This window comes from Pleomorphomonas diazotrophica, from assembly GCF_002844595.1.
GTDB lineage: Bacteria > Pseudomonadota > Alphaproteobacteria > Rhizobiales > Pleomorphomonadaceae > Pleomorphomonas > Pleomorphomonas diazotrophica.
This window is the reverse complement of the sequence record NZ_PJNW01000002.1, coordinates 641,907-663,027: the sequence shown is the minus strand read 5'-3', so window position 1 is coordinate 663,027 and position 21,121 is coordinate 641,907. Positions and strand designations below refer to the sequence as shown.

Genomic DNA, 21,121 nt, shown 5'->3' with positions numbered 1-21,121 from the left:
GCTCACAGCTCCGGGCCGGCCAGCCGCTGACGGGTACGCAGCCGCTCGCGATGCAGGGAGTAGAGCCCACTCGCCACGATCAGCGAGGCGCCGACAGTGGTCGCCAGTCCGGGCACGATGCCCCAGACCAGATAGGAGACAGCCGTGGCGGAGATCATCTGCACATAGCTGAAGGGGGCGAGCAGCGACGCCGGCGCCATGCGGTAGGCAAATACGCAGCAGATCTGCCCCAAGGCGAAGAACAGGCCGCCGGCCAAGCCGAATATGGCCTCATGCCAGGAGGTCTGGCCAATCTCGCGCCAGACCAGGACTGTCGTGACGACGACGCCGATCACCGACGTCCAGACCATCATCGTTTCGGCGCTGTCGCGGACGGCCTTGCGCGTCAGAATGGCCGAGAAGGCGCCAACGAAGGCGGCGACCAGCGTGAAGATGGACGCATAGTGAAAACTCGAGGTTCCCGGCTGTACGATGATCAATACGCCAATGAAACCGACCAGGGCGGCCAGCCAGCGTCGCACACCGACGATCTCACCAAGAAAGACGATCGACAGCGCCATAACGAACACGGGCGAGACGAAGGCAATTGCCGTGGCGTCCGGAATGTTCTGATGCTGAAGGCCAAGCAGGAACAGGATGGTGCCGCAGATTGCCGTCAGTCCGCGCAGAATGTTGAGCCAGGGATGCACGGGCCTGACGACACTCATTCCAACGCGACGAAGCGCAAACGGCAAGGCGACGATGACGTAGGTGAGGTTTCGCCACCAGGCGATCTTCTCGGCGCTGGCTTCGTGCTGGATGAACTTCGCGCCGACATCGCAGGCCGCGAACAGCAGCGTCGACACGAAAACCAGGGCAATGGCGAGCAGGACTCGCTCGTTGACGCGCGACAGTCCGACGTCGACCGTCGGAGACATGGTCTGGGAGGTCACTTTGGTCTGCCCGAAAGAGAACCGGCGGTTGGCGAGTCCGGTTCAGGTTGGCTTAGTCGCCAACCTCTCGATGAAACGATTTTGAGGCGAAGACAAGGCATCCCGAAAAGTATGACAAAAAATTCCGCGGCTGTGGCGAAACGGCATGAATGGCTGGTAAACGACAGATGGTCCGGGAGGGGTTTCCCGCCCATCCTTTCCTCGAGCAAGACGCCGGCCGCCTGGAGCAACTCCAGCAAAAGTGGGAACCGGTTTTGCGTCCAGAGTTGCGTGAAAGCAAAAGACTGGAGTCGGTCTGGCGAACCAGAGTTCGCCGGACGGGCTCTACGACAGGTAGCTCGATAGCGAGAGGCTGGCGATGTTGCCGATGGCAGCGTAGGCCGCTTGCAGTTGCGTCTCGTAGGCCGACATTTCCGCTGCCACCACCGCCACATCGACGCCGCTGAGGCTTGTGGCGAGATTGCCGGCGAACTCCTGGTAGTTTTCCTGGTCGCTGATTGCCGTCTCCAGCGCCGAGGCATTGAGCGACAAGCGGGTCTGAACGGTGGCTAATCCGCTGATCGCCTCGTCGAGCAGGTCGCTGGCCTCCGACAACGTATCCTCGTCGGTGGCGCCGGACGCGACCAGCGACAAGGCACGGAGCGCCTTCTCGAAATTCTCGTCATCGGCTGTGACGCCATAGGACACCGTCTGCTCGGACGATACTTTCACCGAGGTGATCGCGTCATCGCCTCGGTAGTAGCTCGTGTCGGACGAGGACGGCGAGGTTGCGGTAGCAAGACTGTCCAGATCGACGGGCGCGGTATCGACGGCGCTGCCTGAAAACAGATAACGGCCACCGAGCTGGGTGTTCATCAAGGATGCAAGGCTTTCCAGCATCTCCTCGGCTGTGACCTTCAGCTCGTCGGTGCCGCTGGTCGTCGAGGCAAAGGACGACAGCGTCGCCTTCATGCTGGTGATCTGCTCGATGATGCTGTCGACCGCGTCATACATCGCCTCGACGCGATCGCCGGCGGTGCTTGCCGCCTCGGCATAGGACTTCGACATGGAGATCGACGACTGGAGCGACACGACTGAACCGGCCTTGCTGCCGAGACCGCCATAGTCTTCGGAAATCTGTCCGGACGCCTGTTGCAGCGTCGCCTCCGCCTGCTTGGCCTGCACCTTCAGCGCGGCCTGCAAGAGGCGGTCGGACGAGGCGAAGGTGGCAACGCGCATTCCCATCTGCATCTCTCCCAGATGATCAGGCCGACTTGGCCGCTGACAGCAGTGCCTCAAACATCTCGTTGGCTGCTTGGATGATCTGGGCCGCGGCCGAGTAGAGCGCCTGGTAATCGGACAGCTTTGAGGTTTCCTCGTCGATGTTGACCCCTGACCGCGAAGCGATTGTATCCGACAGCGAAGTCGCCAGGGTTTCGGCGCTGGTTTCGTCTTCCTCGGCGTTCGAAGCGCGGCTGGCGAAGTCGGAGACGATGCGCGCCGCGTAGTCGCCGAGTGTGACCGTGGTGGACCCAATGCCGCCGACGGCCTCGAAGGATTGCGTCTCGGTCATCGCTGCGAGCAACCCGTCGGCCACCGTCGAGGAACCGGAGGTAAGCACAGTCGCCCCGACCGTCGTGGAGTTCGATAGCGTTCCGATGGCGAGCGCGCTCGCGTCATTGGCAATGGCCGACGATAACGAGACACTGGCAGCACTGCTGCCGGTGAGCAGCGCATTGAGACCGAAATAGCTCGAAAAGCTGGTGCCGTCGCCGGTCATGTCGCCATCGAGCGCACCGATGGCGACACCGGCATCCGTCGTCGAGGTGATGGTCAACTTGCCGTCGCTGTCGAGCGAAGCGTCGATGCCGTCGATGGCGTCGAGCGCCGAGACCAGATCGCCGATCGTAGCGTAGCTTGAGAGGTCGAGGTCGGTGTAGGCGACGAGCGCCCCATCCTCGTCAACCTGGGCGATACGAACGCTGCCCGAGGCCGACAGGGTATCGGTCGATGATACTTGGGTTGCTCCGGTGAGGCTTTCCGGAGCGGGTACGGCCGAACCGTCGGCAGTAACGGCGTTGAGCGTTTCGATCAGCGCGGTAGCGAGTGCGTCGAGTTCGTCCTGCGCCTCAACAAGCGTGGTATCGCGGAGCGTCAGCAGGCCGCCGATTTCGCCGCTGGTGAGCTCCTCGGTGATGTCCTCGCCGTCGACGGAGATGCCGCTCAACACCGAGCTCGCGTTTACGGTCGCCGACGCGCTGAAGCTCAGTTCGTGTACCGTACTGGTGAGCAGCGCCGTGCCGCCGGTGGTGGAAATGTAGATTGACCCGTTGGACGCCGTCGTCGTCTTGATGCCGATCAGGCTGGAGATCGTCTCGATGGCGGTGTTGCGCTGGTCCTCGAGGTCGGCGGTTGAAGCCCCCTTTGCCTCTGCCGCCAGGATCGCCTCGTTGAGGTCGTCGATGGTCTGGAGTGCGTCGTTGATGACGTCGACATCGTCGGCGATCTGCTGGTCGGCGTCGGACCTCAAGCTCTGAATCGAAGCCGAGGTCTCGCGTAGCGAACTCGCCAGGCTATCGGCGGCCGCGATGACTTCGCTCTGAACGGTGTCATCCTCGGGCGATGAAGCGAGCGAACTGATCGCGGTCTGGAGGTCGGTTACCAGCGTCGCCACCGACGTCCCGCCGTCGTCGCTGCCGGTGGTCGACCCCATCAACGCCTGCAACTGATCGGTATAGCTTGCCGTCACCGATGCGGCCCCGAGATCGGCATTGGCGGAGATCAGGGATGCGAACACGTATTTGTCGACGCCACCGGTAATCGACGTGACCGCCGTGCCGGAGCCGGTCGTGGCCGCCACGGTCGAAACTTGGTTGGCGGTCTTGACGGTGTAGCCATCGACGTCGGCGTTGGCGATGTTGGAAGAGGTGACGCTGATGCCGACCTGTGATGCCCGCAATGCGGACAGTGCAATGGTGCTTGCGACGGATAGCGACATGGGCGTCTTCCTCCGGTTGTGCGGCTCTCAGGCCAGTCGATCGGGCAGCAGCGACGCCCGACCGGGCGGAGCATCGGCGATGCGATTGCCGGTACGCCCGTAGACGGGCGCCGTCGCCGTTCCGGTTTCCCGAACCGCGGCAACCACGGCGGCGATCCGACGTCGCGACGCGCCGATGGCTCCCGCGAGCCTGGAGAGGTTGTCCTTCGCCTTGCTCTGGACGAGGCCGACCCGTTCATCGAGGTGGGCACGCTCTTCGGGTGAGATCGGGCCGGAAGCGCCTAGGGCCCGAAGATGTTCTTCGATGCTACCGGCAAGGTTGCTCTTGACGCCGGTAGTTGCGGCAAGAGAGGCCGGCATGCCGCTGGCAAGCAACGCGTTCTCGTCGTCGATCACCGCGATCAGTTCGTCGATCAATCGGTCCAGTTCGGCAAAGCGCCCCGTGTCGAGCGATTTGGATTCAGCGGTTACCCTGGCGCCCAGCATGATTTGATCTCCTGAACTGATCGAGAGGAACAACGACCGCGGCCTCCCCGGCCGGTGCGGCCTTCAACCTGCCGACCGCCAGATAGGCGCGGCTCACGGCGTAGCCGGTGTTGGCGTTGGCAAGCGCCTTGGCCGTCTCGTCGAGATGGCGCTCCAACTCGGCGAGGATCTCCGAGACGTCGCCCTTGAACAGACCGATGCTGCGGATATCGGTGCCCTCGCCTTCCCGGCGAATGTCTCGCCGGATCTTCTCGAGGCGCCCAACCAGCAGATCGATGGCTGCCTGCGTCTCGTCCCGTTCCGATTGAGCCGTCATCTCAACGCACCGCCGACAGGAGGGATTCGAACATGTCCTTGGCCGTCGAGATCACTTGCGAGGCCGCCGAATAGGCCTGCTGCGCCGCGATCATCGACGAGAACTCGGTGTTGGTATCCGTGGTGGACTCCTCGAGCTCATAGTCATTGATCGAACCGACACCGTCGGTGTTGGCGAAGTGATAAGTGGCGCCCGACGAGGTGTTGGAGGCCGAATAGACCGAGTTGCTCATCTCCGTGAGACCATTGGCGTTGGAGAAGGTGGCGAGGGGAATTTTGTAGATCGAGATCGACTCGCCATTGCTGTAGTTGGCGAAGACGGTACCGTCCTCGTCGATGCTGACGCCGGAGAGCGTGCCGTAGGCGCAACCGTTTCCGGTACCGGCGATGTCGACGGCCGCGTCACTGCTGTCGTCGGGCGTATACTGAGACAGGCCGTCCGAGCCGTTGATCGTGCCGAAATCGAGGGTGACCGCCATGTCGGAGGCGCCATCGCTGAGACCGGTGATCGAGAGGGTGGCCGTGTCGGGCGACTTCAGCGTGCCGTCTTCGTTGAACTCGATCTCGATGGTCGTGGTCTGCGCGGTGCCCGTCGCCCCACCCGTCGACGTCGGGTCGGCGAAGGACATTTCCCAGGTGTTTTCCGCCGTCTTCTCCCAGCTCACGTCCATCGTGTAGGCCGTGCCCAGGCTGTCGAACAGCTCGATCTGACTGGTATAGACTTCCCCGACTTCAGCGTCGGCCGGCAGACTGCCCTTCATCGACATGCTCGTCGTCGCCGCCGCATAGCCGGTCAGGACATCGGTGTCGATCTGTTCGAGGTTGGTCTCCGTCGTGCCGCCGACCACATTGCCATCGGCGTCGGTCGGCCAACCGAGCAGCGTATAGCCGTTGCTCGTAAGGTAGCCGGTATCGTCATCGACGGTGAAGCCGCCGTTGCGGGTATAGTAGATATCGCTGCCGTCGCCGGTGGTGACGGCGAAGAAGCCATCGCCATCGATGGCGATGTTGGTGCTGATCGACGATGAGACGAGCGTGCCGCTGGCCAGGATGTTCTGCGACTTCGCTACCGTGACGCCGCCACTGGAGCTATTGGCGTCGCCGGATGTGAGCAACGAGGAGAAGCTCGCCGAACTTGCCTTGTATCCGGTGGTCGAGACGTTGGCGAGATTGTTGGAGATGATCGACAACGCCGACGACTGAGCCTGCATCGCCGAAACGGCGGAGTTCATTGCGCCTGTGAGAGACATGATGGATCTCCTCAGGCCGACGTGGTGAGACTGGAGGAGAGGCTTTCGACCGCCTCCTGCAGGGAGAGGAGCGTCGAGTTCATCTCGCTGAGCTGGGAGTAGCTCGCGTAGGACATCATCTGGTTGAGGAACTCAGAGGTGTCCGTCGGGTTCAGCGGGTTCTGGTTCTGGACCTCCTGGACCAGAAGCTGCAGAAATTGCGAAGTGTCTATGGACGTGGACGAAGATGAAGTCGTCGTCGATGCCGTAGACGTCGTAGTGGTGGTCGCCGAAGAAATAGAGGACATGATAAACCTCACCCGTCCCCGGTCTTCACTGAAGAAGACCGGACCAAGAGACTGATCGGTGCCGTTGTTGATTGGCTTCAGTCTTTAGACGGGCCAGGTCGAGAAACCAGGCGCGAAAACTTAATGAGAGTTAGCAACGAAATATGTTAACGCGCATTAATACTTCAAATCAGATGTCGAGTGACATGAGAGCAGCCGGGCGGAAATCTGCGCCACGGGTCGCGTCGGCGGGTGGTCCGGCCGGACGTACCGACGCCTTCCAACCCAGCACCTGATGCGTTTTGCAAGAAGGGTCAGGAACCGGTGCGCAAGGGAGGCGTGACCGTATCCGGTGAGACCGGCTTGTCGGTTTCATCGTCGGCAAGGGCTGCGATGCGGGCTGCAAGTCCGGCTGGCGCGCGAACGGAGGGGCCGGCGGTCAGCGCCTTGCGAAGCCTCACGGCAGTTTCGAGAATGGAACGCGCCCGGTCGGATTGCCGCAGCAAGGCCTCGGCGTCGGCACGAACGGCCGCCGGCCAAAGCCCCAAGTCCTCGCCATGACGATCGACGAGATCCTGAAACCGTGCTTCGTCCATCGGTGCAACCCGTTCATTCGTAACAGATTGCCTCGGAGTATCCGCCGACGCCGGAAAGGGATCAATAGAGAAACGGTCGATACACGCCGTTACGTCTCAGCGCCGGATCGGCATGGCCGCTTTTCGCACGGGTTGCATGGTTTTTTGGTCGCGCGGTATCTGGGGATGATCGCGGGTGAGACCGAAGAACATCGACGGATCGATGCCTGGATCCATCGCTTCGCGCGGTCTCGCGGTGCCAATGTTCAGCGGCGCGGGCATATCCGAAGCGTCCTTGTGAACAAACGGGTCCATGCCGGCGATACCGGCCCAAGCATCGCGCAGCTCGACGAGACTGTCATGAAGCTTGCGGTAGCGACGCACCACATCCGGCTTGCCATAGGATAGGTGCAGGGCAAGAATGTACCCCTTGTAGACGCGGTGCAGGCGCTCGGCGACCGCCCCACCCTTCGCATAGTCAAGCGCATGGTCGAGCCCGCGCAGGATGGTCGCAGCCCTCATCACCTTGACGAAGCATTCCTCGAACTCTGACGCTTCGCGCGCCCGAATGGCCTGCGAGATGGCCAGCAACGTGGCGTCATAGAGCTTGACGACGGCGACGGTCGGATGAACGGAAGCGGCCGCCTGCCGGTAGGCGGCCGTCACCTGGCCCATGCGGGAATTCATGTCCTGAAGCTCCTCATATCCATGTCAATCGCTGCTCTTGGCGGTGAGCAAGGCCTCGAGATAAGCGAGTACGGACTGCGCGGTGCTGATCGATGCCTGCAGACGGGCGTAACGGGCCGTCAGGTTGTCCCTGTAGGTCTCAGCTCGAGACGTGATGTCGTCGATCTGGTCCTGGTACTCGTCATTTTTCTCGGTAAGGTTGGTGACGATGGTGGTCAGCGTGCCGTCGTCGGAGTTGATGGCATTTTCCACCAGGTTGTAGATCTGCTCGGCGATGCCGGACGCCTGGTTGATGGTCACGGTCTGCGAGGCGTTGCCCGTGAAAACCAGCGTGAAACCCTCATAGGCAGTCCCTTCGACACCCTTGATACGGTTACCCGATACCGTGAACAGACCGGATTTGCCATTGACGGTGACCGAGGACAGGGCACCGCTGTCGTCGACGGCAATCTCCAGTTGGAACGTCGACGGCGCGCTGGTGCCGCGATAGAGCACGCCCACATCGCTCGACGAACTCTCGAATGTATAAGCGAACAGCTGCTGCACGAGATCGGGATCTTCGAGCAGCACGTCATCGAGCGTGTCCTCGTCATATTCGAGGTAGTTGTTCTCGTCGAAGCTGAGACCGATGGCCGACAGCGACGCTTCGTCGAGCGAGAAGGTCAGGGCCGAGCCGATCTGCTGGTTGATGCTGCGAATGGTCGCATCGCCGAACAGCACGGAATCGGACGACGCGCCGCCGCTCGTCGATACTTGTTGCTGCGAGATCGCCCACTCGCGATAGGCGTTGTAGGCATCGACGAAGGTGGTGACCGCCGTTTTGATGTCCGAGAGGTTCTGCCCGATTTCGACGGTAATCGACTCCCCGTCGCCGGTGGCGGAGTAGAGATAGAAAGTCACCCCGTCGATGACGTCGTCGATGTCGTTGGTCGAGCGGGTGATCGACACGCCATCGACGGTGAAGATGGCATCCTGCGTGGCTTGCAGTTCGTCGGCGAACGCCCCGTCCTCGTCGATGATACCGAGGCTCGCGAGAACGCCATCGGTATCTCCGACCGTGATCGTCTTCCCGGTCTCGGAACTCGTGAGAATGAGTTGATAGGACGAATCGGAAACCTTGAGCACTGTAGCCTTGACGCCGCTGGTGTTGCTCTCGTCGTTGATGGCGTCTGCGATCTCCGACAGCGACATCTCCTCCGTGATCTCCACCGTAACGGAGGTTCCCCCCTCGACGCCGAGTGTGAAACTACCGGACAGCGACAGATCGCTACTCGAGGAGGAGTAGCTGCCGCTTGCGACCTTGTGGGCCGTCGCGAGTTGCTGGACAGTGATCGAGTAGCTTCCGGTCTCCGCGCCCGCCTCGGCGGAGACCGACAATGTGGAATCGGTGTCGACACCCCCGACAGCCGTGAGATAGGCGGTCCGCTCCTGAAAAACGTCGTCGTCGCTGCCGGAAGAATCCGTGGCTGAGCGCAGAGCCGACGCCGCGTCCTGCAGCGTCGCGAGAAGATCGGCCGCATCCTCATAGGCGGCAATCTTGGTCTCGTTGTCGGTGATCTTCGTTTCGTAGGTGTCGGCCGTTGCCAGCTTGGCTTGGTAGAGCTCCTCGATGAGGCCATCCCAATCGATCGAGGACGTGTCGGTGGAAGCGTAATCGGTCGTGGTCGTGCCGTCGCTCGACGTGGTTGTGCTGGTCGCAGTCGTCGAGCTGGTCGAGCTGGTCGTGGCGCTGGTGACCGAGGACATGGCCCCTCCTTCGTCGCTCCGCACCGAAGCGATGGTGTCGATGCAGACGGCGCGTCAGCCGCGCCGCCCGCCCTTTGTGCCGCGGAAGCTTACTGAAGCAGCTTCAGGAGGTTCTGCGTCATGTCGTTGGCCGAGGAGGCGGCAGCAACGGCCGCCTGCACCTTCACTTCCGCCGACGCGAGCTTGGCTTCCTCGGAGGCAACGTCGACGTCGGTGATGGCCGAGTTGGCTGACTCGAGGTTCTCAATGGAGGTCGCTATCGATTCCGAGGAGAACTCAAAGCGGCTCTCCTGGGCGCCGATACTGGCGCGAGCCGCAGACACCTGGTCGATCGCCGCGTCGATGGCATCGAGGGCACTGGTGGCGTTGGCCTGGGTCGTCACATCGATATCCGAGGTGCCGGATCCAACCGTGGACACCGAGGTTGCCGATGTGTCGGAGGTAAAGCCGAGTTCCTTGAGGATCGACGACCCGGTCGCCGCCGCGTAGTCGGTGCTTGTCGTGTTGACCGAGATGCTGAGCGAGCTGGCGCTGCCGGTGTTGGTCGAGGTGTTGGAAACCGTAAGCTGGCCGTTGGCGTAGGAGAAGGACGCACCGGTCACAGAGGCGGCCTCGAAGGCGGCGCCGATCTCGTCACCCGTCAGGACGCCGTCGCTGTCGGTGTCGGCGGCGCTGTCGAGCGTGACGTCAACGGCGGCGCCACCATCGACGGAGACGCTGAGCACGACCGAGGTGGCGCTGGCGCCCTGACCGATACCGATGGCGGCGTCGCTGAGGTCAGCGGTGATGTCGTTGGCGGCCGAGGTGGACAGACCGAGCGTCGATGAGGTCAGAGAGTCGATCGTCACCTGGATGGTATCGTCAGCCGATGAGCCGACCATGATGCTGGTGCCGCCGGTGGTCGTTTCGAAATCAGACGTCCCGTCGAGCAAGCTCTCGCCATTGAAACGGGTACCGGTCGCGATCGTATCGATCTGTTCGATCAGTTCCTGGAACTCGGCGTCGATGTACTCGCGCTCGTCATCGGTAACCGTGCCGGACGCCGACTGGGTGGCCAGCGTCTTCATGCGCTCCAGGATGTCGGAAATGTTCGAGGCGCCGCCGTCCGCGGTCTGCAGCACCGACACGGCGTGCGAGGCGTTGGTCGCCGCCTGATTCAGCGTGGCCACGTCGGACGAGATGCGCGTCGAGATGGCGAGACCAGCGGCGTCGTCGGATGCCTGCGTGATGCGGGAGCCCGAAGCCAGCTTGGACAGCGACGACGACTGCTCGGAGGCATTGATGTTCAGGTAACGGACGGCGGAGTTGGCGGCGGTGTTGGTGGAAATGACGGGCATTGCGGTAGTCCTCATCAATGGATGACGTCATCCCTTCCTCTGCCGGGAGAACGTCGGCGCGAGGCGTCATCGCCCCTCGCTTCGTGTCTTCAACGGATGAGCGGGAGGCGATCCGGCGCTGGTGGGCGGACGGACGTTGAGTTTATGGTTAACCGCGGGTAAACGACTGACGGATATCGTCTTCTGCCCGTGCCAGATGCTTGCGAAGCTGCTGGCGGCCGCGCTTCAGCAGGGACTCGACAGCCATCACCGTTGTCTCCATCACTTCGGCGATCTCGGCGTTCGACATGGCCTCGTGATAGCTGAGGATGACGGCGACCCGCTGCTGATCGGGCAGGCGCGACAGCGCCACTTCAAGAAGGCTGGTCATCGAGGCGCGGTGCAGAAGGGTCAATGCGTCGTCAGCCCCATCGGCCACCTCGGGCGCCGTCTCGATGTCGTCCATCGCCGGCTTGCGCCTGAGATCGATGCAGCGGTTGGTGATGACCCTGTAGAGCCAGGTCGAGAACTTGGCGCGACCGATCTCCATGCGCTTGCGGTGCGTCCACAGCTTCAGGAAGCTGTCCTGCACCACGTCCTCGGCATCATCTGAGTTCTTCAGGATGCGCAAGGCCAGTGCGAAGCCCCGATCGGCGTGCCGTTCGACCAATCGAGCGAAGGCGTCCCGATCGTCGTTTGCGATACGCTCCAGCAGCAGATCGTCCTCGCTTCGAGCTGGCGTCGCGGAATCGCTTTTCACCGCGCCACGAGACGGAAACGGCAGCGGAACCGTAGCGCCAAACGAACTTGCAGCAGCAGCCATCATCGCACACCCCTACCCCAGACACGACATCGAATTGGATTGCCCCACTTGAACCTTGTACGAAGCAACAGAGAAATTCAGGCGCACAAAAACGAGAATTCAGAGAGTTTTGTAAGTATAGGCAATTATTTCTCTGGTCTTAGGCAAGTTATTCCGCAAGGAAAAAACTGCCGGGCAGCCATTGCCTATCCACAAGACCCTCAAATCCGAGATTTCCGCCATTCCTCACAAACGTTGTTCGCAAAATGCAACTGAGGCCATCTCCAGCGCCGTCTTCAGGGTAGAACGTTGCAAGCTCTATGCTATTTTTCTGAGTTTTATAAGTTTTTACAATGAGTTACAGATCGTTGCGATCGGCAACACACGCCGGCAAATTCTGCCTGCAAATCCGCTAATTCACACGGGACGGAGCGCGGCCGGCGAGACCACTGCGCGCAGGCGACTGCAGCACCCAAGAGGAGCATGACAAATCTTGCCGATCACGATCGGAGAAAATGCTCAGGCGCGGAAAGACTGCAGGATATGGGCGAGTCCAGGCTCGTCAACCAGGACGGCGGCGTCTTCGCGGCTCATCCACTGACGCTGACGTTCGCTGCGCTCCGGCCAGTCGGCGAGGTTTTCGCTCACTTCAAGGCTATAGACGTCCACATCGACCAGCGTGAAGCAGTCCTCAAGGCGTTTCCAGTAGCGATAACGGCCGATCGGCGCCTTGGACGGGGTACCGATGACACCGGCCTCCTCCATCGCCTCGATCGCTGCCGCCTTGCGATCGCTCTTGCCCTTCATGCGCCATCCCTTGGGGATCAGGGGGCGATGCGTCTCGCGCGAGGAAACAAGCAGCACCGAAACATCGCCATCCGCTGTCCGTCGAAACGGAAGCGCGGCGACCTGATGTTGAACCTTCTCCTTGGCGGCAACCTTACCCATCTGACCCAGCGGCGATTGTCTATAGAGCTGAAAGCCCGACTCGTTTCGACTTAACTAGATTAACGGAGAAAAGTTTCCAGTCCGTAGAGAAACGGTGGCGCCTTGCCAGCTCTGTCTCCGCACTTCGTCTTAACAGCGGCGGGACTCGTCCTACCTCAAAGTGCGTCATGGCCCCGCCGCAATTCGCGGTACACTGTCCGTGTCAGCGTTATTCAACTTCTGTGGGATTTGCAGCCATGTCATTTACCACGATCGACGCTCACACTGCCCTTATCGTTATCGATTTGCAAAAAGGTATTGCCGCACTGCCCCCGCGGGAGCTGGCACGCCCTGCAATCGCCAATGCCGTTAAGCTGATCGGCGCTTTCAGGGCAGCGAAGCGGCCGGTGGTCTTGGTCAACGTTGTCGGCGGGGCACCGGGTCGCACCGACAAGAAACCGAGCGGTGACAGGCCTGCCGACTGGGCCGAGCTTCTTCCTGAACTCGGCTCTTCACCAGACGACATCCGCATCAGCAAGAAGACCTGGGGCGCCTTTACTGATACCGGCCTCGACGCCCGCCTTCGTGATCTCGGCGTCACCGGCGTCGTCGTCTGCGGCATCGCCACCAGCCGCGGCGTCGAGTCGACGGCCCGCTTCGCCCACGAGCTCGGTTACAATGTCGCCCTGCCCGTCGATGCGATGGCCGACGCCAACCCGGAGGCGCACAGGCGCAGCGTCGAGCTGACTTTCCCATGGATCGCCGAAACCGGCAGCACGGACGAGCTGATCTCGCTCGTCAGGTGATGTCAGGCAAAGAACCGCCGCGCCAGGGCGTGCAGGAAGATGGGGCCACGTTCCAGAAGGGCGTCATTGAAGTCGTAGCGACTGCTATGCAGCCCCGCGCTGTCTCCATTGCCGAGGAAGAGATAGGCACCCTTCACCTTCTCCAGCATGAAGGCGAAGTCTTCGCTGCCCATCATCGGCCGGTCGAGCGGCTCGAAGGCATCGTCATCGAAGATGTCGCGGATTACCTTGGCGGCCAGATCGACCGAAGCGGCATCGTTCATGGTGACGGGGTATCCGACCTGCCAATCGATGCGCACCTCGGCGCCGAAGCTCTGCGCCTGCGAGCGAGCGATTTCCTCGAACCGCCGGCATAACTTGGTCCGCACATCGGGGTCTGTGGCGCGCAGGCTGACCTCCAGCACCGCCTCATCGGGAATGACGTTGCAGGCCGAACCGGCGTGGAAGGCGCCGACGGTGATCACGCCGGCTTCCTGCGGCGGCACATTGCGCGATATCGCCGTCTGCAATGCCATGACGATGCTCGCCGCCGCCACCACTGGATCGACCGTATCCTCCGGGCGGGCGCCGTGGCCGCCGGCTCCCCGCACTGTCAGCGTTGCGGCATCGATCGCTGCCATCATGGCGCCAGTCCGCGCCGAGAAGCGACCGGCGGCGAGACCTGGATAGTTATGAAGCGCGAAGACCGCATCGCAAGGAAAGCGCTCGAACAACCCTTCTTCGATCATCCGTGCCGCGCCGCCCGCCGTCTCCTCGGCCGGCTGGAAGATGAAATGCACCTTGCCCCGGAAGTCGTCGTCATGAAGCAGGCGGAAGGCGGCGCCGATCAGCATCGTCGTGTGGCCGTCATGACCGCAGGCATGCATCATGCCTGGCGCACGGCTTGCGTAGGCGACGCCGGTTTCCTCGACGATCGGCAGGCCATCCATGTCAGCCCTGAGGCCGATTGCCCTGTTGTCACCGCCCCGATCGAGCGTCGCCACGAAGCCGGTCTCGGCAAGACCGCGCGTCACGGTAAGGCCCCAGCCTTCCAGCAGATCGGCAACGAAGGCCGAGGTTTGCCTCTCCTGGTAACCGGCCTCCGGCATCTGGTGCAGGCGCCGACGGATGTCGACCAGCTCGGGCAGGAAGGTCCGAAAGACGGATTCGTCCATGACTTTAGCCTTGTTGCGGCCGTGCCGGCTGGCGATAGAGCGTCAGGCGGCGTTCGACCTCGGCCATGACACGGGTCAGCACAACGACCACGGCGAAATAGAGAAGTCCGGCGGCGATCAGCGGCTCGAAGATCAAGAGCGACTGGCGTTGCAGCATGCGGGCCGTGCCCATCATTTCCATGATGGTGATGGTCGAGGCGAGCGACGTCGACTTCAGGAGAATGATGACGTCGGAGGTGAGCACCGGCAGGCAGAGCCTGAGCGCCTGCGGCAGCGTGATGCGCCTCAGGATGGTGACGGGCCGCATGCCCACGGCGATGCCCGCTTCGGTCTGGCCCTTGGGAACGGCAAGAATGGCGCCGCGGATCACCTCGGCATTGTAGGCGGCCTGATTGAGCGACAGCGCGAACACGGCATACCAGAGGCCGTCGCGGAGATAGGGCCACAGGAAGGAATGGCGGATGAAGGTGCCCGGCAGCACCTGCCCGAGGCCGTAGTAGATGAGGTAGAGCTGCACCAGGAGCGGCGTGCCGCGGAAGGCGAAGGTAAAGGCCTTGGCCGGCCAGGCAGACGTTCGCCGACCGTAGACCATCGCCACAGCGACAAGCGTCCCCATCAGCAGCCCGAAGACGACACCGGTCACCGTCAGGAACAGCGTCAGCGGCATGGCGGCGACAAGCGGCGGCAGGAACGAGATGACGTGGGCGAGCGACTCCATCAGCGGTAGCCCCTCGAGAAACGCCGCTCGATGCGGGAAATCGCCCAGACGGACACCGCCGTGATCATGAGGAACAGCACGGCCGTAATGCCGTAGAAGAAGATATACTGCCGCGTGCCCGCCGCCGCCCGGTAACCGACGTAGAGGAGATCGTTGAAGGCGCCGAGCACCGAGATGATGGCGCTTTCCTTGGTCATCTCCAGCCAGAGGTTGCCCATGCCGGGAATGGCGTGGCGGATCATCTGCGGCGCAACGATGCGCACGAGAATGAGCCCGCGATGCATGCCCAGCGCCAGACCCGCTTCGATCTGCCCCAAGGGCACGGCAAGATAGGCGGCGCGCAGCACCTCGGCCATGAAGGCGCCGGAGACGAAGGCGAGCGCCACCACCGCTGCCCAGAACGGACTGACCTGAAAGTTATCACCTGCAAGGCCGAAGCCCTTGACCAGTCGCTCGATGCCAGACGCGATCGAGAAATAGAGCAGCAGGATGACCAGAAGCTCCGGCAGGGCCCGGACAACCGTGGTGTAGACCCCGGCGATAATGCGAGCGGCGCGCCAGGACGACTGTTTGCCGGCGGCGCAGACCGCGCCGAAGACCAAGGCGATCAGGTAGGCCGACACCGACACCTTGAGCGTGGTGACGATGCCCCAGAAGAGATCGTCGCTCCAGCCCGCGTCGCCCCAACTGAGCAGTGAGAGAGTGCCGTCCATCGCGCCATCCGGAAAGGAAAACCGCCGCCGGCTCCGTCAGGGATCGGCGGCGGTAAAAGTCGGAGCTTACTTGGCCCCGTCGACCCAGTGAGCAATGCTCTTGTCGAGCGTACCGTCGGCCTTGATCGAGGCGAGCGCGTCGTCGACCTTCTTCAGCGTGGCCGCGTCACCCTTCTTGACGACATAGCCGACGCCTTCGCCGAGCACCTTGTTCTCGGGCGCGGCCGCCTTGATGTCGAAGTCGGCGCCCTGCGGCGTCGCCAGGAAGGTGTGGAGATAGAGGTCCGGCGACAGCACGAAGTCGATGCGGCCGGCGGCGAGGTCGGCCATGGAGTTGTCGGCGGTGTCGTAGGCCTTCACCTCGACCTCAGGGTAGTATTTGGTCACATACTGGTGCTGGACCGTCGAGGCTTGCACGCCGAGGATCTTGCCCTCGAAAGCCTTGGGATCGAGGATCTTGCTGCCATCCGGCGCGTCGACCGTACCGATCGTGACCTCTTCCGACTTCGGGCCGACCAGCGAGGTGCCCTCGGTATAGTAGGAGGCGCTGAAGTCCACCGTCTCACGGCGCTCGTCGGTGATCGAGAAGGCGCCGACGGCCACGTCGAGCTTGTTCTCCTTCAGCGCCGGCAGCAGGCCGTCGAAGGCCATGGCCGAAATCTCGCACTTCACCTTCATGCGCTCGCAGAGGGCGTGGGTGATATCGGCCTCGATGCCTTCCCACTCACCAGCGGCGTTGACCTGGCCGAACGGCAGATAGGGCTCCGGCGTCATGCCGATCCTGATCACATCCTCGGCGAGAGCCGGCAGCGCCACCGACGAGGCGACGGCAAGCGCCAGCGCCGCTTTGACAACCATATTGGACATTTGGGACGTTCCCCTTTTCCTTGACATCAAATGCTTGGGCCAGCCCTCTCGGCTCAGCCGCGCCGCCAGCGCAGCGACATGCAGGAGAGGCCGGCGTCGATCTTGCCGATCTCCGTCGTCTTGAGCGGCACCACCTTGTAGCCGTGCGAGGCCAGCAGTTCGCCGGTACGCGGATAATCCGAGCCGACGAACACCACGTCGTTGACGCGCAGGGCGTTGGCAGCCGCTTCCTCGCCGGCCGGCACCAGCAGCGTCTTGAAACCCTTGAACACCCCCGAACGCTCCAGACGCTCGGTGGTCAGCACCGTCTCCTCGTCGAGAAGCGAGCAATCGGTCTTGAAGTGCAGGACATCCTTGGGCGTCTCGACGATTTCGCCCTTGCGGCCGAGCTTGGCGAGACACTCGATCAGCGCCTCGGCGCCTTCGCGATTGGTGCGGGCCGACAGGCCGATCATCACGCTCTTCTGCGTCGTCAGCACGTCGCCACCGTCGGCGAAGCCGCGCGGCAGGTCGAGCACGGTCGAGAACAGCCGCTTCAGCACCGGCGCGATCTCGGCGGTCTCCCCGGCGCGCGTCGCGGCGCCCGGACGCAGCAGGATGGCGCCCTCGGGGAACACCAGCGCCGGATCCTCGACGAAAATGGAATCGGGAAAGGCTTCGAGCGGCGGCAGCACCGTCACTTCGACGCCGGCCTGGCTGACCGCATGAATATAGGCGGCGTGCTCGGTGAGGACGCCTGCGTGCGTCGGGTTGCCACGGTCATCGGCGCGGAGGCCGTTCACCACTGAAGACGACGGCGTGCGCACGATGAAGGAATCAAAACGATAGACGGGAAGAGAGCTGGCCATTCGGACACCTTGATGGAAAGCGCTGTCATAGACGAACCGTCCGTCAGGGTGCAACAACCGGAAGGGGCATTGTCCTTCGTGAGAAGACGGATGCCGGCCGGAAACGAGCCCGACCGGCACGGATATGCTGGAGACGGCGCGAACGCCGCCGCCAATGTCTCATTTCAGCGAGTAGAGGTTGATCTTGAAATACTTGTCGTTGATCGTCTTGTAGGTACCGTCGGCCACCACTTCGTCGATCGCCTTGTTGATGGCCTCCTTGAGCGCGCCATCTTCCTTTCGGACGGCAATGCCGACGCCCTCGCCGACGAAGGCCGGATCGGTGATCGGCTCGCCTGCCAATTTGCAGCAGGCGCCGGCCTCCTTGGCCACCCAGTCGAACATCGGCAGGAAATCGCCGACCTGCAGGTCGAGGCGTCCAGCCGCCAGATCGAGATTGGCCTCGTCCTGCGTCGGATAGGTCTTCAACGTGGCGCTCGGGTAAGTCTTCTCGGCATACTCGGCCTGCGTCGTGCCCGCCTGCGCGCCGATGATCTTGCCGGACAGCGCCGCGTCGGAGAACTCGGTGATGTCGCTGTCCTTGGGAACGACGTGAGTCATCGCCGCCTTGTAATAGGGCTTGGTGAAGTCGACGACCTTCTTGCGTTCCTCGGTGATGAACATCGAGGCGATGATCATGTCGTACTTCTTGGCGAGAAGCGCCGGGATGATGCCATCCCAGTCCTGGGCGACCACCTCGCACTTGACCTTCATCTTCTCGCAGAGGGCAAGGCCGATCTCGACGTCGAAGCCTTTGATGGATCCATCGGTATCCACATAGTTGAAGGGTGGATAGGCGCCCTCGGTGCCGATCTTCAGCGTCTCCTCGGCGTGGACGGCGAGAGCGGAGGCAGCGAGAAGCGCGGCGGTGGCAAGCCCGCGCATGATGCTTCTGGTCATTGTGGTTGTTCCCCTGACATTACGGTGGGCCGGTTTTTCTCTTTGCCCGTGACGCTGAAAGATTAGCGGCAAATCGCAGGAGATGACAATTCTCTGTCAGGAAATTTGTTGGGGCATCGCCCCATCATTCGCCCTGCCGCTTCAGGATCGCCGAGAAACTCGGATCGAAGGCGCGTCGGATGGGGTCCGCGGCGGCGCCGATGGCCACCGCCCAGGGATCGGTCATGCCGAGCCGCAGCCGCGGAACGCTCCGGCCAGCCGTCGGGACCAGCGAGGGGCGCAAGGGTTCGATGGCCGCGATCAACCTCGGCATCAACGAGCCGGGAACTCCGCTCGACAGGATGACGGTCTGCGGGTCGAACAGCGTTTCGGCCGTATGGACAGCGAGCCTCAGATCATGCCCCGCCCGTTCAATCCACTCGCCAACGCGCCGGTCGTCTTCCAGGACGAGCCGTTCCAGCTTGTCGAACTGCTGCGGATCGGCCGGTTCGATGTCCAGCATCGCATAAAGCGAGGCGATGGAGGCGCGATGCTCCAGAGGCACGAGGTTCTCCGGCTGGCCGAACAGCACCATGCCGATTTCGCCGGCGTTGCCCTTGGCGCCGCTGTAGAGTTCGCCGCCCAGGATCAGCCCGGCGCCGATGCCGTAACCGACATAGATGCAGACGGCATGGTCAAGGCCATGGGCGGCGCCCACCATTCGCTCGGCCGTCGCACAGGCGGCAGCGTCGTTCTGCAGGCTGACGGCAAGGCCGGTGCCGGCAGCCAGCCGGTCAACCAACGGAAAGCTTTGCCAGGCCTGCATCAGCCACAGGCTGTCATCGGCGATTTCGACCCCAAACGGGCCGGGCATGGCGACGCCGATGCCGGCGATGCGCGCCTCGGCCTCCGGCCGGTTCATGGCGAAGTCGCGCCTCACGTCGGCGAGCAGATCGAGCAGCACCCCGATGCCCTCCTCCGGCGCCCGCGGCGGCACCTCGGCGGTGGCGCGTGCCAGAATGTTGCCGACGAGGTCAACGACGATCGCCCGGCTGACGTGGCGATCGATCTGAAGCCCGATGGAATAGGCGCCGTCTGCCACGAGCCGGTAAGGCGTCGATGGCTGGCCCCGTCCCTTGCGCACCAGTTCCTCGGAGGCAATGAGGCCTTCATTCTCCAGCGTCTCGACGAGGTTGGACACCGCCTGTTTGGTGAGGCCGGTGGCGCGCGCTAGGTCGGCGCGTGACAGGGCGCCATTCACCCGCAGCGCGTCGATGATGACGCGCCGGTTGTGAGCGCTGGTTCCCTCGTGGTTGGCGCCGCTCTTGGCGCGGATCGGCCGCTGTTCGTTCATGCCCAAATCCATCTTGACAGCAGTTGATATTTCGCCCACGAATAAGTCAAGCAATTTGACTTAATAAGGAACCGAAGAGTTCCGGGGAACGCTAGTCCGCCCGAAAGGTGTGACGACGCTCCATGCCACCGGCCCGTTGGGCCACCAGACGACCGGTCGTGGCGGCAGAGTGCCGCCGCGATCCCTTCCGCGTAGTCACTGACCAAAGGGAGCCCATAATGAACAGGTTTTTCGGCAGGACACTCCTCTCCGCGACGCTTCTGACAGCGCCGCTTTCCCTTCCGGCTTTCGCCGAGACCCAGATCAACGCGCTGTTCATGGCCCAGGCCGCCTATAGCGAGGCCGACGTGCGCGCCATGACCGAGGCCTTCACCAAGGCCAATCCCGACATCAAGGTCAATCTCGAGTTCGTGCCCTACGAGGGGCTGCATGACAAGACGGTGCTCGCCCAAGGCGCCGGCAACGCCTATGATGTCGTGCTGTTCGACGTGATCTGGCCGGCCGAGTTCGCCGCCAACAACGTGCTGGTCGACGTCTCCTCCAAGATCACCGAGGATATGAAGAAGGGCGTGCTGCCCGGCGCCTGGACCACCGTGAAGTATGACGAGAAGTTCTATGGCATGCCCTGGATTCTCGACACCAAGTACCTGTTCTACAACAAGGAAATTCTTGAGAAGGCCGGCATTGCCAACCCGCCCAAGACTTGGGAAGAGCTGGCTGCCGATGCCAAGATCATCAAGGACAAGGGCATCCTCGCCACGCCGATCGCCTGGAGCTGGGCGCAGGCTGAAGCGGCCATCTGCGACTACACCACGCTGGTCAGCGCTTTCGGCGGCGACTTCCTGAAGGACGGCAAGCCGGCCTTCCAGTCGGGTGGCGGCCTCGACGCGCTGAAGTACATGGTCGATACATATACCTCCGGCGTCACCAACCCGAACTCCAAGGAGTTCCTGGAGGAAGACGTCCGCAAGGTGTTCCAGAACGGCGATGCCGCCTTCGCCCTCAACTGGACCTACATGTACAACATGGCCAACGACCCGAAAGACTCGAAGGTCGCCGGCAAGGTCGGCGTCGTGCCGGCACCGGGCGTCGCCGGCAAGAGCGAGGCGTCCGCCGTCAACGGCTCGATGGGCCTCGGCATTACCTCGGTCAGCAAGCACCCGGACGAAGCCTGGAAGTACATCGTCTTCATGACCTCGCAGGCGACGCAGAACGCCTATGCCAAGCTCAGCCTGCCGATCTGGGCCTCGTCCTATGAGGATCCGGCCGTGACCAAGGGGCAGGAAGAACTGATCGCCGCCGCCAAGGTCGGCCTCGCCGCCATGTATCCGCGCCCGACCACGCCGAAGTACCAGGAGATCTCCGTCGCCCTTCAGCAGGCGATCCAGGAGGCCCTGCTCGGCCAGTCGAGCCCGGAAGATGCCCTGAAGACCGCCGCGGAAAACAGCGGCCTCTGAGCACCTG

The 21,121-nt window shown here is 62.7% G+C and carries 21 protein-coding genes and 2 pseudogenes; 2 read left to right on the top strand and 21 right to left on the bottom strand.

Going from position 1 to position 21,121, the window contains the following annotated elements:
* Positions 1-2 precede the first annotated feature (2 nt).
* The 14 genes and pseudogenes from CXZ10_RS03990 to CXZ10_RS03925 form a co-directional block, all read right to left on the bottom strand.
* The gene (locus tag CXZ10_RS03990) at positions 3-932 is read right to left on the bottom strand and encodes a DMT family transporter (protein WP_101287631.1); all 930 of its coding nucleotides are present in this window, start codon (positions 930-932) and stop codon (positions 3-5) included.
* Positions 933-1,256: 324 nt separating this feature from the next.
* Entirely contained in the window at positions 1,257-2,156 is a 900-nt protein-coding gene (locus tag CXZ10_RS03985; protein WP_101287629.1) for a flagellin, read from the bottom strand.
* 19 nt (positions 2,157-2,175) lie between these two features.
* Entirely contained in the window at positions 2,176-3,909 is a 1,734-nt protein-coding gene (gene flgK / locus CXZ10_RS03980) for a flagellar hook-associated protein FlgK (RefSeq protein ID WP_101287626.1), read from the bottom strand.
* Positions 3,910-3,936: 27 nt separating this feature from the next.
* Complete coding sequence (locus tag CXZ10_RS03975; protein ID WP_101287624.1) at positions 3,937-4,395, bottom strand: flagellar protein FlgN; 459 nt, start codon at positions 4,393-4,395, stop codon at positions 3,937-3,939.
* Complete coding sequence (locus tag CXZ10_RS03970) at positions 4,370-4,711, bottom strand: hypothetical protein (protein ID WP_101287623.1); 342 nt, start codon at positions 4,709-4,711, stop codon at positions 4,370-4,372. Before CXZ10_RS03970 ends, CXZ10_RS03975 begins: the two co-directional genes overlap by 26 nt.
* 1 nt (position 4,712) lies before the next feature.
* Positions 4,713-5,960 carry a flagellar hook protein FlgE gene (flgE, locus tag CXZ10_RS03965; RefSeq protein WP_101287622.1) on the bottom strand — a complete coding sequence of 416 codons (1,248 nt, stop codon included), beginning with the start codon at positions 5,958-5,960 and terminating at the stop codon, positions 4,713-4,715.
* Positions 5,961-5,971: 11 nt separating this feature from the next.
* Positions 5,972-6,247, bottom strand: coding sequence for a flagellar hook capping FlgD N-terminal domain-containing protein (locus CXZ10_RS03960; protein WP_101287621.1), 276 nt, complete (start codon positions 6,245-6,247; stop codon positions 5,972-5,974).
* Between the two features lie 293 nt (positions 6,248-6,540).
* Positions 6,541-6,822, bottom strand: coding sequence for a hypothetical protein (locus CXZ10_RS03955; protein ID WP_244617079.1), 282 nt, complete (start codon positions 6,820-6,822; stop codon positions 6,541-6,543).
* A 96-nt stretch (positions 6,823-6,918) separates the two neighbouring features.
* Positions 6,919-7,488 (bottom strand): flagellar export chaperone FliS, encoded by a 570-nt coding sequence (locus tag CXZ10_RS03950; protein WP_101287620.1) that lies wholly within the window; start codon positions 7,486-7,488, stop codon positions 6,919-6,921.
* Between the two features lie 24 nt (positions 7,489-7,512).
* Positions 7,513-9,234, bottom strand: a complete 1,722-nt coding sequence (gene fliD / locus CXZ10_RS03945; RefSeq protein ID WP_101287619.1) for a flagellar filament capping protein FliD — start codon at positions 9,232-9,234, stop codon at positions 7,513-7,515.
* A gap of 89 nt (positions 9,235-9,323) precedes the next feature.
* Positions 9,324-9,620, bottom strand: a pseudogene (locus CXZ10_RS21965) (flagellin); the annotation flags it as partial.
* Positions 9,621-9,965: 345 nt separating this feature from the next.
* Positions 9,966-10,571 (bottom strand): annotated as a pseudogene (locus tag CXZ10_RS21960) (flagellin); the annotation flags it as partial.
* 148 nt (positions 10,572-10,719) lie between these two features.
* Positions 10,720-11,310: a sigma-70 family RNA polymerase sigma factor gene (locus CXZ10_RS03930; protein ID WP_244617080.1), complete on the bottom strand. Its 591-nt coding sequence runs from the start codon at positions 11,308-11,310 to the stop codon at positions 10,720-10,722.
* A 561-nt stretch (positions 11,311-11,871) separates the two neighbouring features.
* A complete protein-coding gene (locus CXZ10_RS03925) occupies positions 11,872-12,300 on the bottom strand; it encodes an NUDIX hydrolase (RefSeq protein ID WP_101287617.1) in 429 nt (142 codons plus the stop codon).
* Between the two features lie 236 nt (positions 12,301-12,536).
* Here CXZ10_RS03925 and CXZ10_RS03920 point away from each other — a divergent pair, with 236 nt between their 5' ends.
* Positions 12,537-13,085, top strand: coding sequence for a cysteine hydrolase family protein (locus CXZ10_RS03920; RefSeq protein WP_101287616.1), 549 nt, complete (start codon positions 12,537-12,539; stop codon positions 13,083-13,085).
* A gap of 2 nt (positions 13,086-13,087) precedes the next feature.
* Here the strand turns inward: CXZ10_RS03920 and CXZ10_RS03915 are convergent, their stop codons facing one another.
* The 7 genes from CXZ10_RS03915 to CXZ10_RS03885 all read right to left on the bottom strand — a co-directional run bounded on the left by CXZ10_RS03915 (position 13,088) and on the right by CXZ10_RS03885 (position 19,657).
* On the bottom strand, positions 13,088-14,239 hold the full coding sequence (locus tag CXZ10_RS03915; protein ID WP_101287615.1) for a M20 aminoacylase family protein: 1,152 nt from the start codon (positions 14,237-14,239) through the stop codon (positions 13,088-13,090).
* Positions 14,240-14,243: 4 nt separating this feature from the next.
* The gene (locus CXZ10_RS03910) at positions 14,244-14,957 is read right to left on the bottom strand and encodes an ABC transporter permease (RefSeq protein WP_101287614.1); all 714 of its coding nucleotides are present in this window, start codon (positions 14,955-14,957) and stop codon (positions 14,244-14,246) included.
* Positions 14,957-15,670: an ABC transporter permease gene (locus CXZ10_RS03905; protein WP_101287613.1), complete on the bottom strand. Its 714-nt coding sequence runs from the start codon at positions 15,668-15,670 to the stop codon at positions 14,957-14,959. Before CXZ10_RS03905 ends, CXZ10_RS03910 begins: the two co-directional genes overlap by 1 nt.
* Positions 15,671-15,736: 66 nt before the next feature.
* The gene (locus CXZ10_RS03900; protein WP_101287612.1) at positions 15,737-16,537 is read right to left on the bottom strand and encodes a transporter substrate-binding domain-containing protein; all 801 of its coding nucleotides are present in this window, start codon (positions 16,535-16,537) and stop codon (positions 15,737-15,739) included.
* 53 nt (positions 16,538-16,590) lie between these two features.
* Entirely contained in the window at positions 16,591-17,385 is a 795-nt protein-coding gene (locus tag CXZ10_RS03895) for a dimethylarginine dimethylaminohydrolase family protein (RefSeq protein WP_101287611.1), read from the bottom strand.
* Positions 17,386-17,544: 159 nt separating this feature from the next.
* On the bottom strand, positions 17,545-18,309 hold the full coding sequence (locus tag CXZ10_RS03890; protein ID WP_101288351.1) for an ABC transporter substrate-binding protein: 765 nt from the start codon (positions 18,307-18,309) through the stop codon (positions 17,545-17,547).
* A gap of 139 nt (positions 18,310-18,448) precedes the next feature.
* The gene (locus CXZ10_RS03885) at positions 18,449-19,657 is read right to left on the bottom strand and encodes an ROK family transcriptional regulator (RefSeq protein WP_101287610.1); all 1,209 of its coding nucleotides are present in this window, start codon (positions 19,655-19,657) and stop codon (positions 18,449-18,451) included.
* 218 nt (positions 19,658-19,875) lie between these two features.
* On the opposite strand from CXZ10_RS03885, the gene CXZ10_RS03880 reads away from it, so the two are divergent.
* Positions 19,876-21,114 (top strand): extracellular solute-binding protein, encoded by a 1,239-nt coding sequence (locus CXZ10_RS03880; RefSeq protein WP_101287609.1) that lies wholly within the window; start codon positions 19,876-19,878, stop codon positions 21,112-21,114.
* Positions 21,115-21,121 lie beyond the last annotated feature (7 nt).

Excerpts from the sequence above, each read along its gene's own strand:
- CXZ10_RS03970 (WP_101287623.1), bottom strand. The coding sequence starts at position 4,711 with ATGACGGCTCAATCGGAACGGGACGAGACGCAGGCAGCCATCGATCTG.
- flgE (WP_101287622.1), bottom strand. The coding sequence starts at position 5,960 with ATGTCTCTCACAGGCGCAATGAACTCCGCCGTTTCGGCGATGCAGGCT.
- flgK (WP_101287626.1), bottom strand. The coding sequence starts at position 3,909 with ATGTCGCTATCCGTCGCAAGCACCATTGCACTGTCCGCATTGCGGGCA.
- CXZ10_RS03960 (WP_101287621.1), bottom strand. The coding sequence starts at position 6,247 with ATGTCCTCTATTTCTTCGGCGACCACCACTACGACGTCTACGGCATCG.
- CXZ10_RS03915 (WP_101287615.1), bottom strand. The coding sequence starts at position 14,239 with ATGGACGAATCCGTCTTTCGGACCTTCCTGCCCGAGCTGGTCGACATC.
- CXZ10_RS03905 (WP_101287613.1), bottom strand. The coding sequence starts at position 15,670 with ATGGACGGCACTCTCTCACTGCTCAGTTGGGGCGACGCGGGCTGGAGC.
- CXZ10_RS03950 (WP_101287620.1), bottom strand. The coding sequence starts at position 7,488 with ATGAATTCCCGCATGGGCCAGGTGACGGCCGCCTACCGGCAGGCGGCC.
- CXZ10_RS03895 (WP_101287611.1), bottom strand. The coding sequence starts at position 17,385 with ATGGCCAGCTCTCTTCCCGTCTATCGTTTTGATTCCTTCATCGTGCGC.
- CXZ10_RS03975 (WP_101287624.1), bottom strand. The coding sequence starts at position 4,395 with ATGCTGGGCGCCAGGGTAACCGCTGAATCCAAATCGCTCGACACGGGG.
- CXZ10_RS03890 (WP_101288351.1), bottom strand. The coding sequence starts at position 18,309 with ATGCGCGGGCTTGCCACCGCCGCGCTTCTCGCTGCCTCCGCTCTCGCC.
- CXZ10_RS03910 (WP_101287614.1), bottom strand. The coding sequence starts at position 14,957 with ATGGAGTCGCTCGCCCACGTCATCTCGTTCCTGCCGCCGCTTGTCGCC.
- CXZ10_RS03885 (WP_101287610.1), bottom strand. The coding sequence starts at position 19,657 with ATGAACGAACAGCGGCCGATCCGCGCCAAGAGCGGCGCCAACCACGAG.
- CXZ10_RS03920 (WP_101287616.1), top strand. The coding sequence starts at position 12,537 with ATGTCATTTACCACGATCGACGCTCACACTGCCCTTATCGTTATCGAT.
- CXZ10_RS03880 (WP_101287609.1), top strand. The coding sequence starts at position 19,876 with ATGAACAGGTTTTTCGGCAGGACACTCCTCTCCGCGACGCTTCTGACA.
- CXZ10_RS03955 (WP_244617079.1), bottom strand. The coding sequence starts at position 6,822 with ATGGACGAAGCACGGTTTCAGGATCTCGTCGATCGTCATGGCGAGGAC.
- CXZ10_RS03900 (WP_101287612.1), bottom strand. The coding sequence starts at position 16,537 with ATGTCCAATATGGTTGTCAAAGCGGCGCTGGCGCTTGCCGTCGCCTCG.
- CXZ10_RS03925 (WP_101287617.1), bottom strand. The coding sequence starts at position 12,300 with ATGGGTAAGGTTGCCGCCAAGGAGAAGGTTCAACATCAGGTCGCCGCG.
- fliD (WP_101287619.1), bottom strand. The coding sequence starts at position 9,234 with ATGTCCTCGGTCACCAGCGCCACGACCAGCTCGACCAGCTCGACGACT.
- CXZ10_RS03985 (WP_101287629.1), bottom strand. The coding sequence starts at position 2,156 with ATGGGAATGCGCGTTGCCACCTTCGCCTCGTCCGACCGCCTCTTGCAG.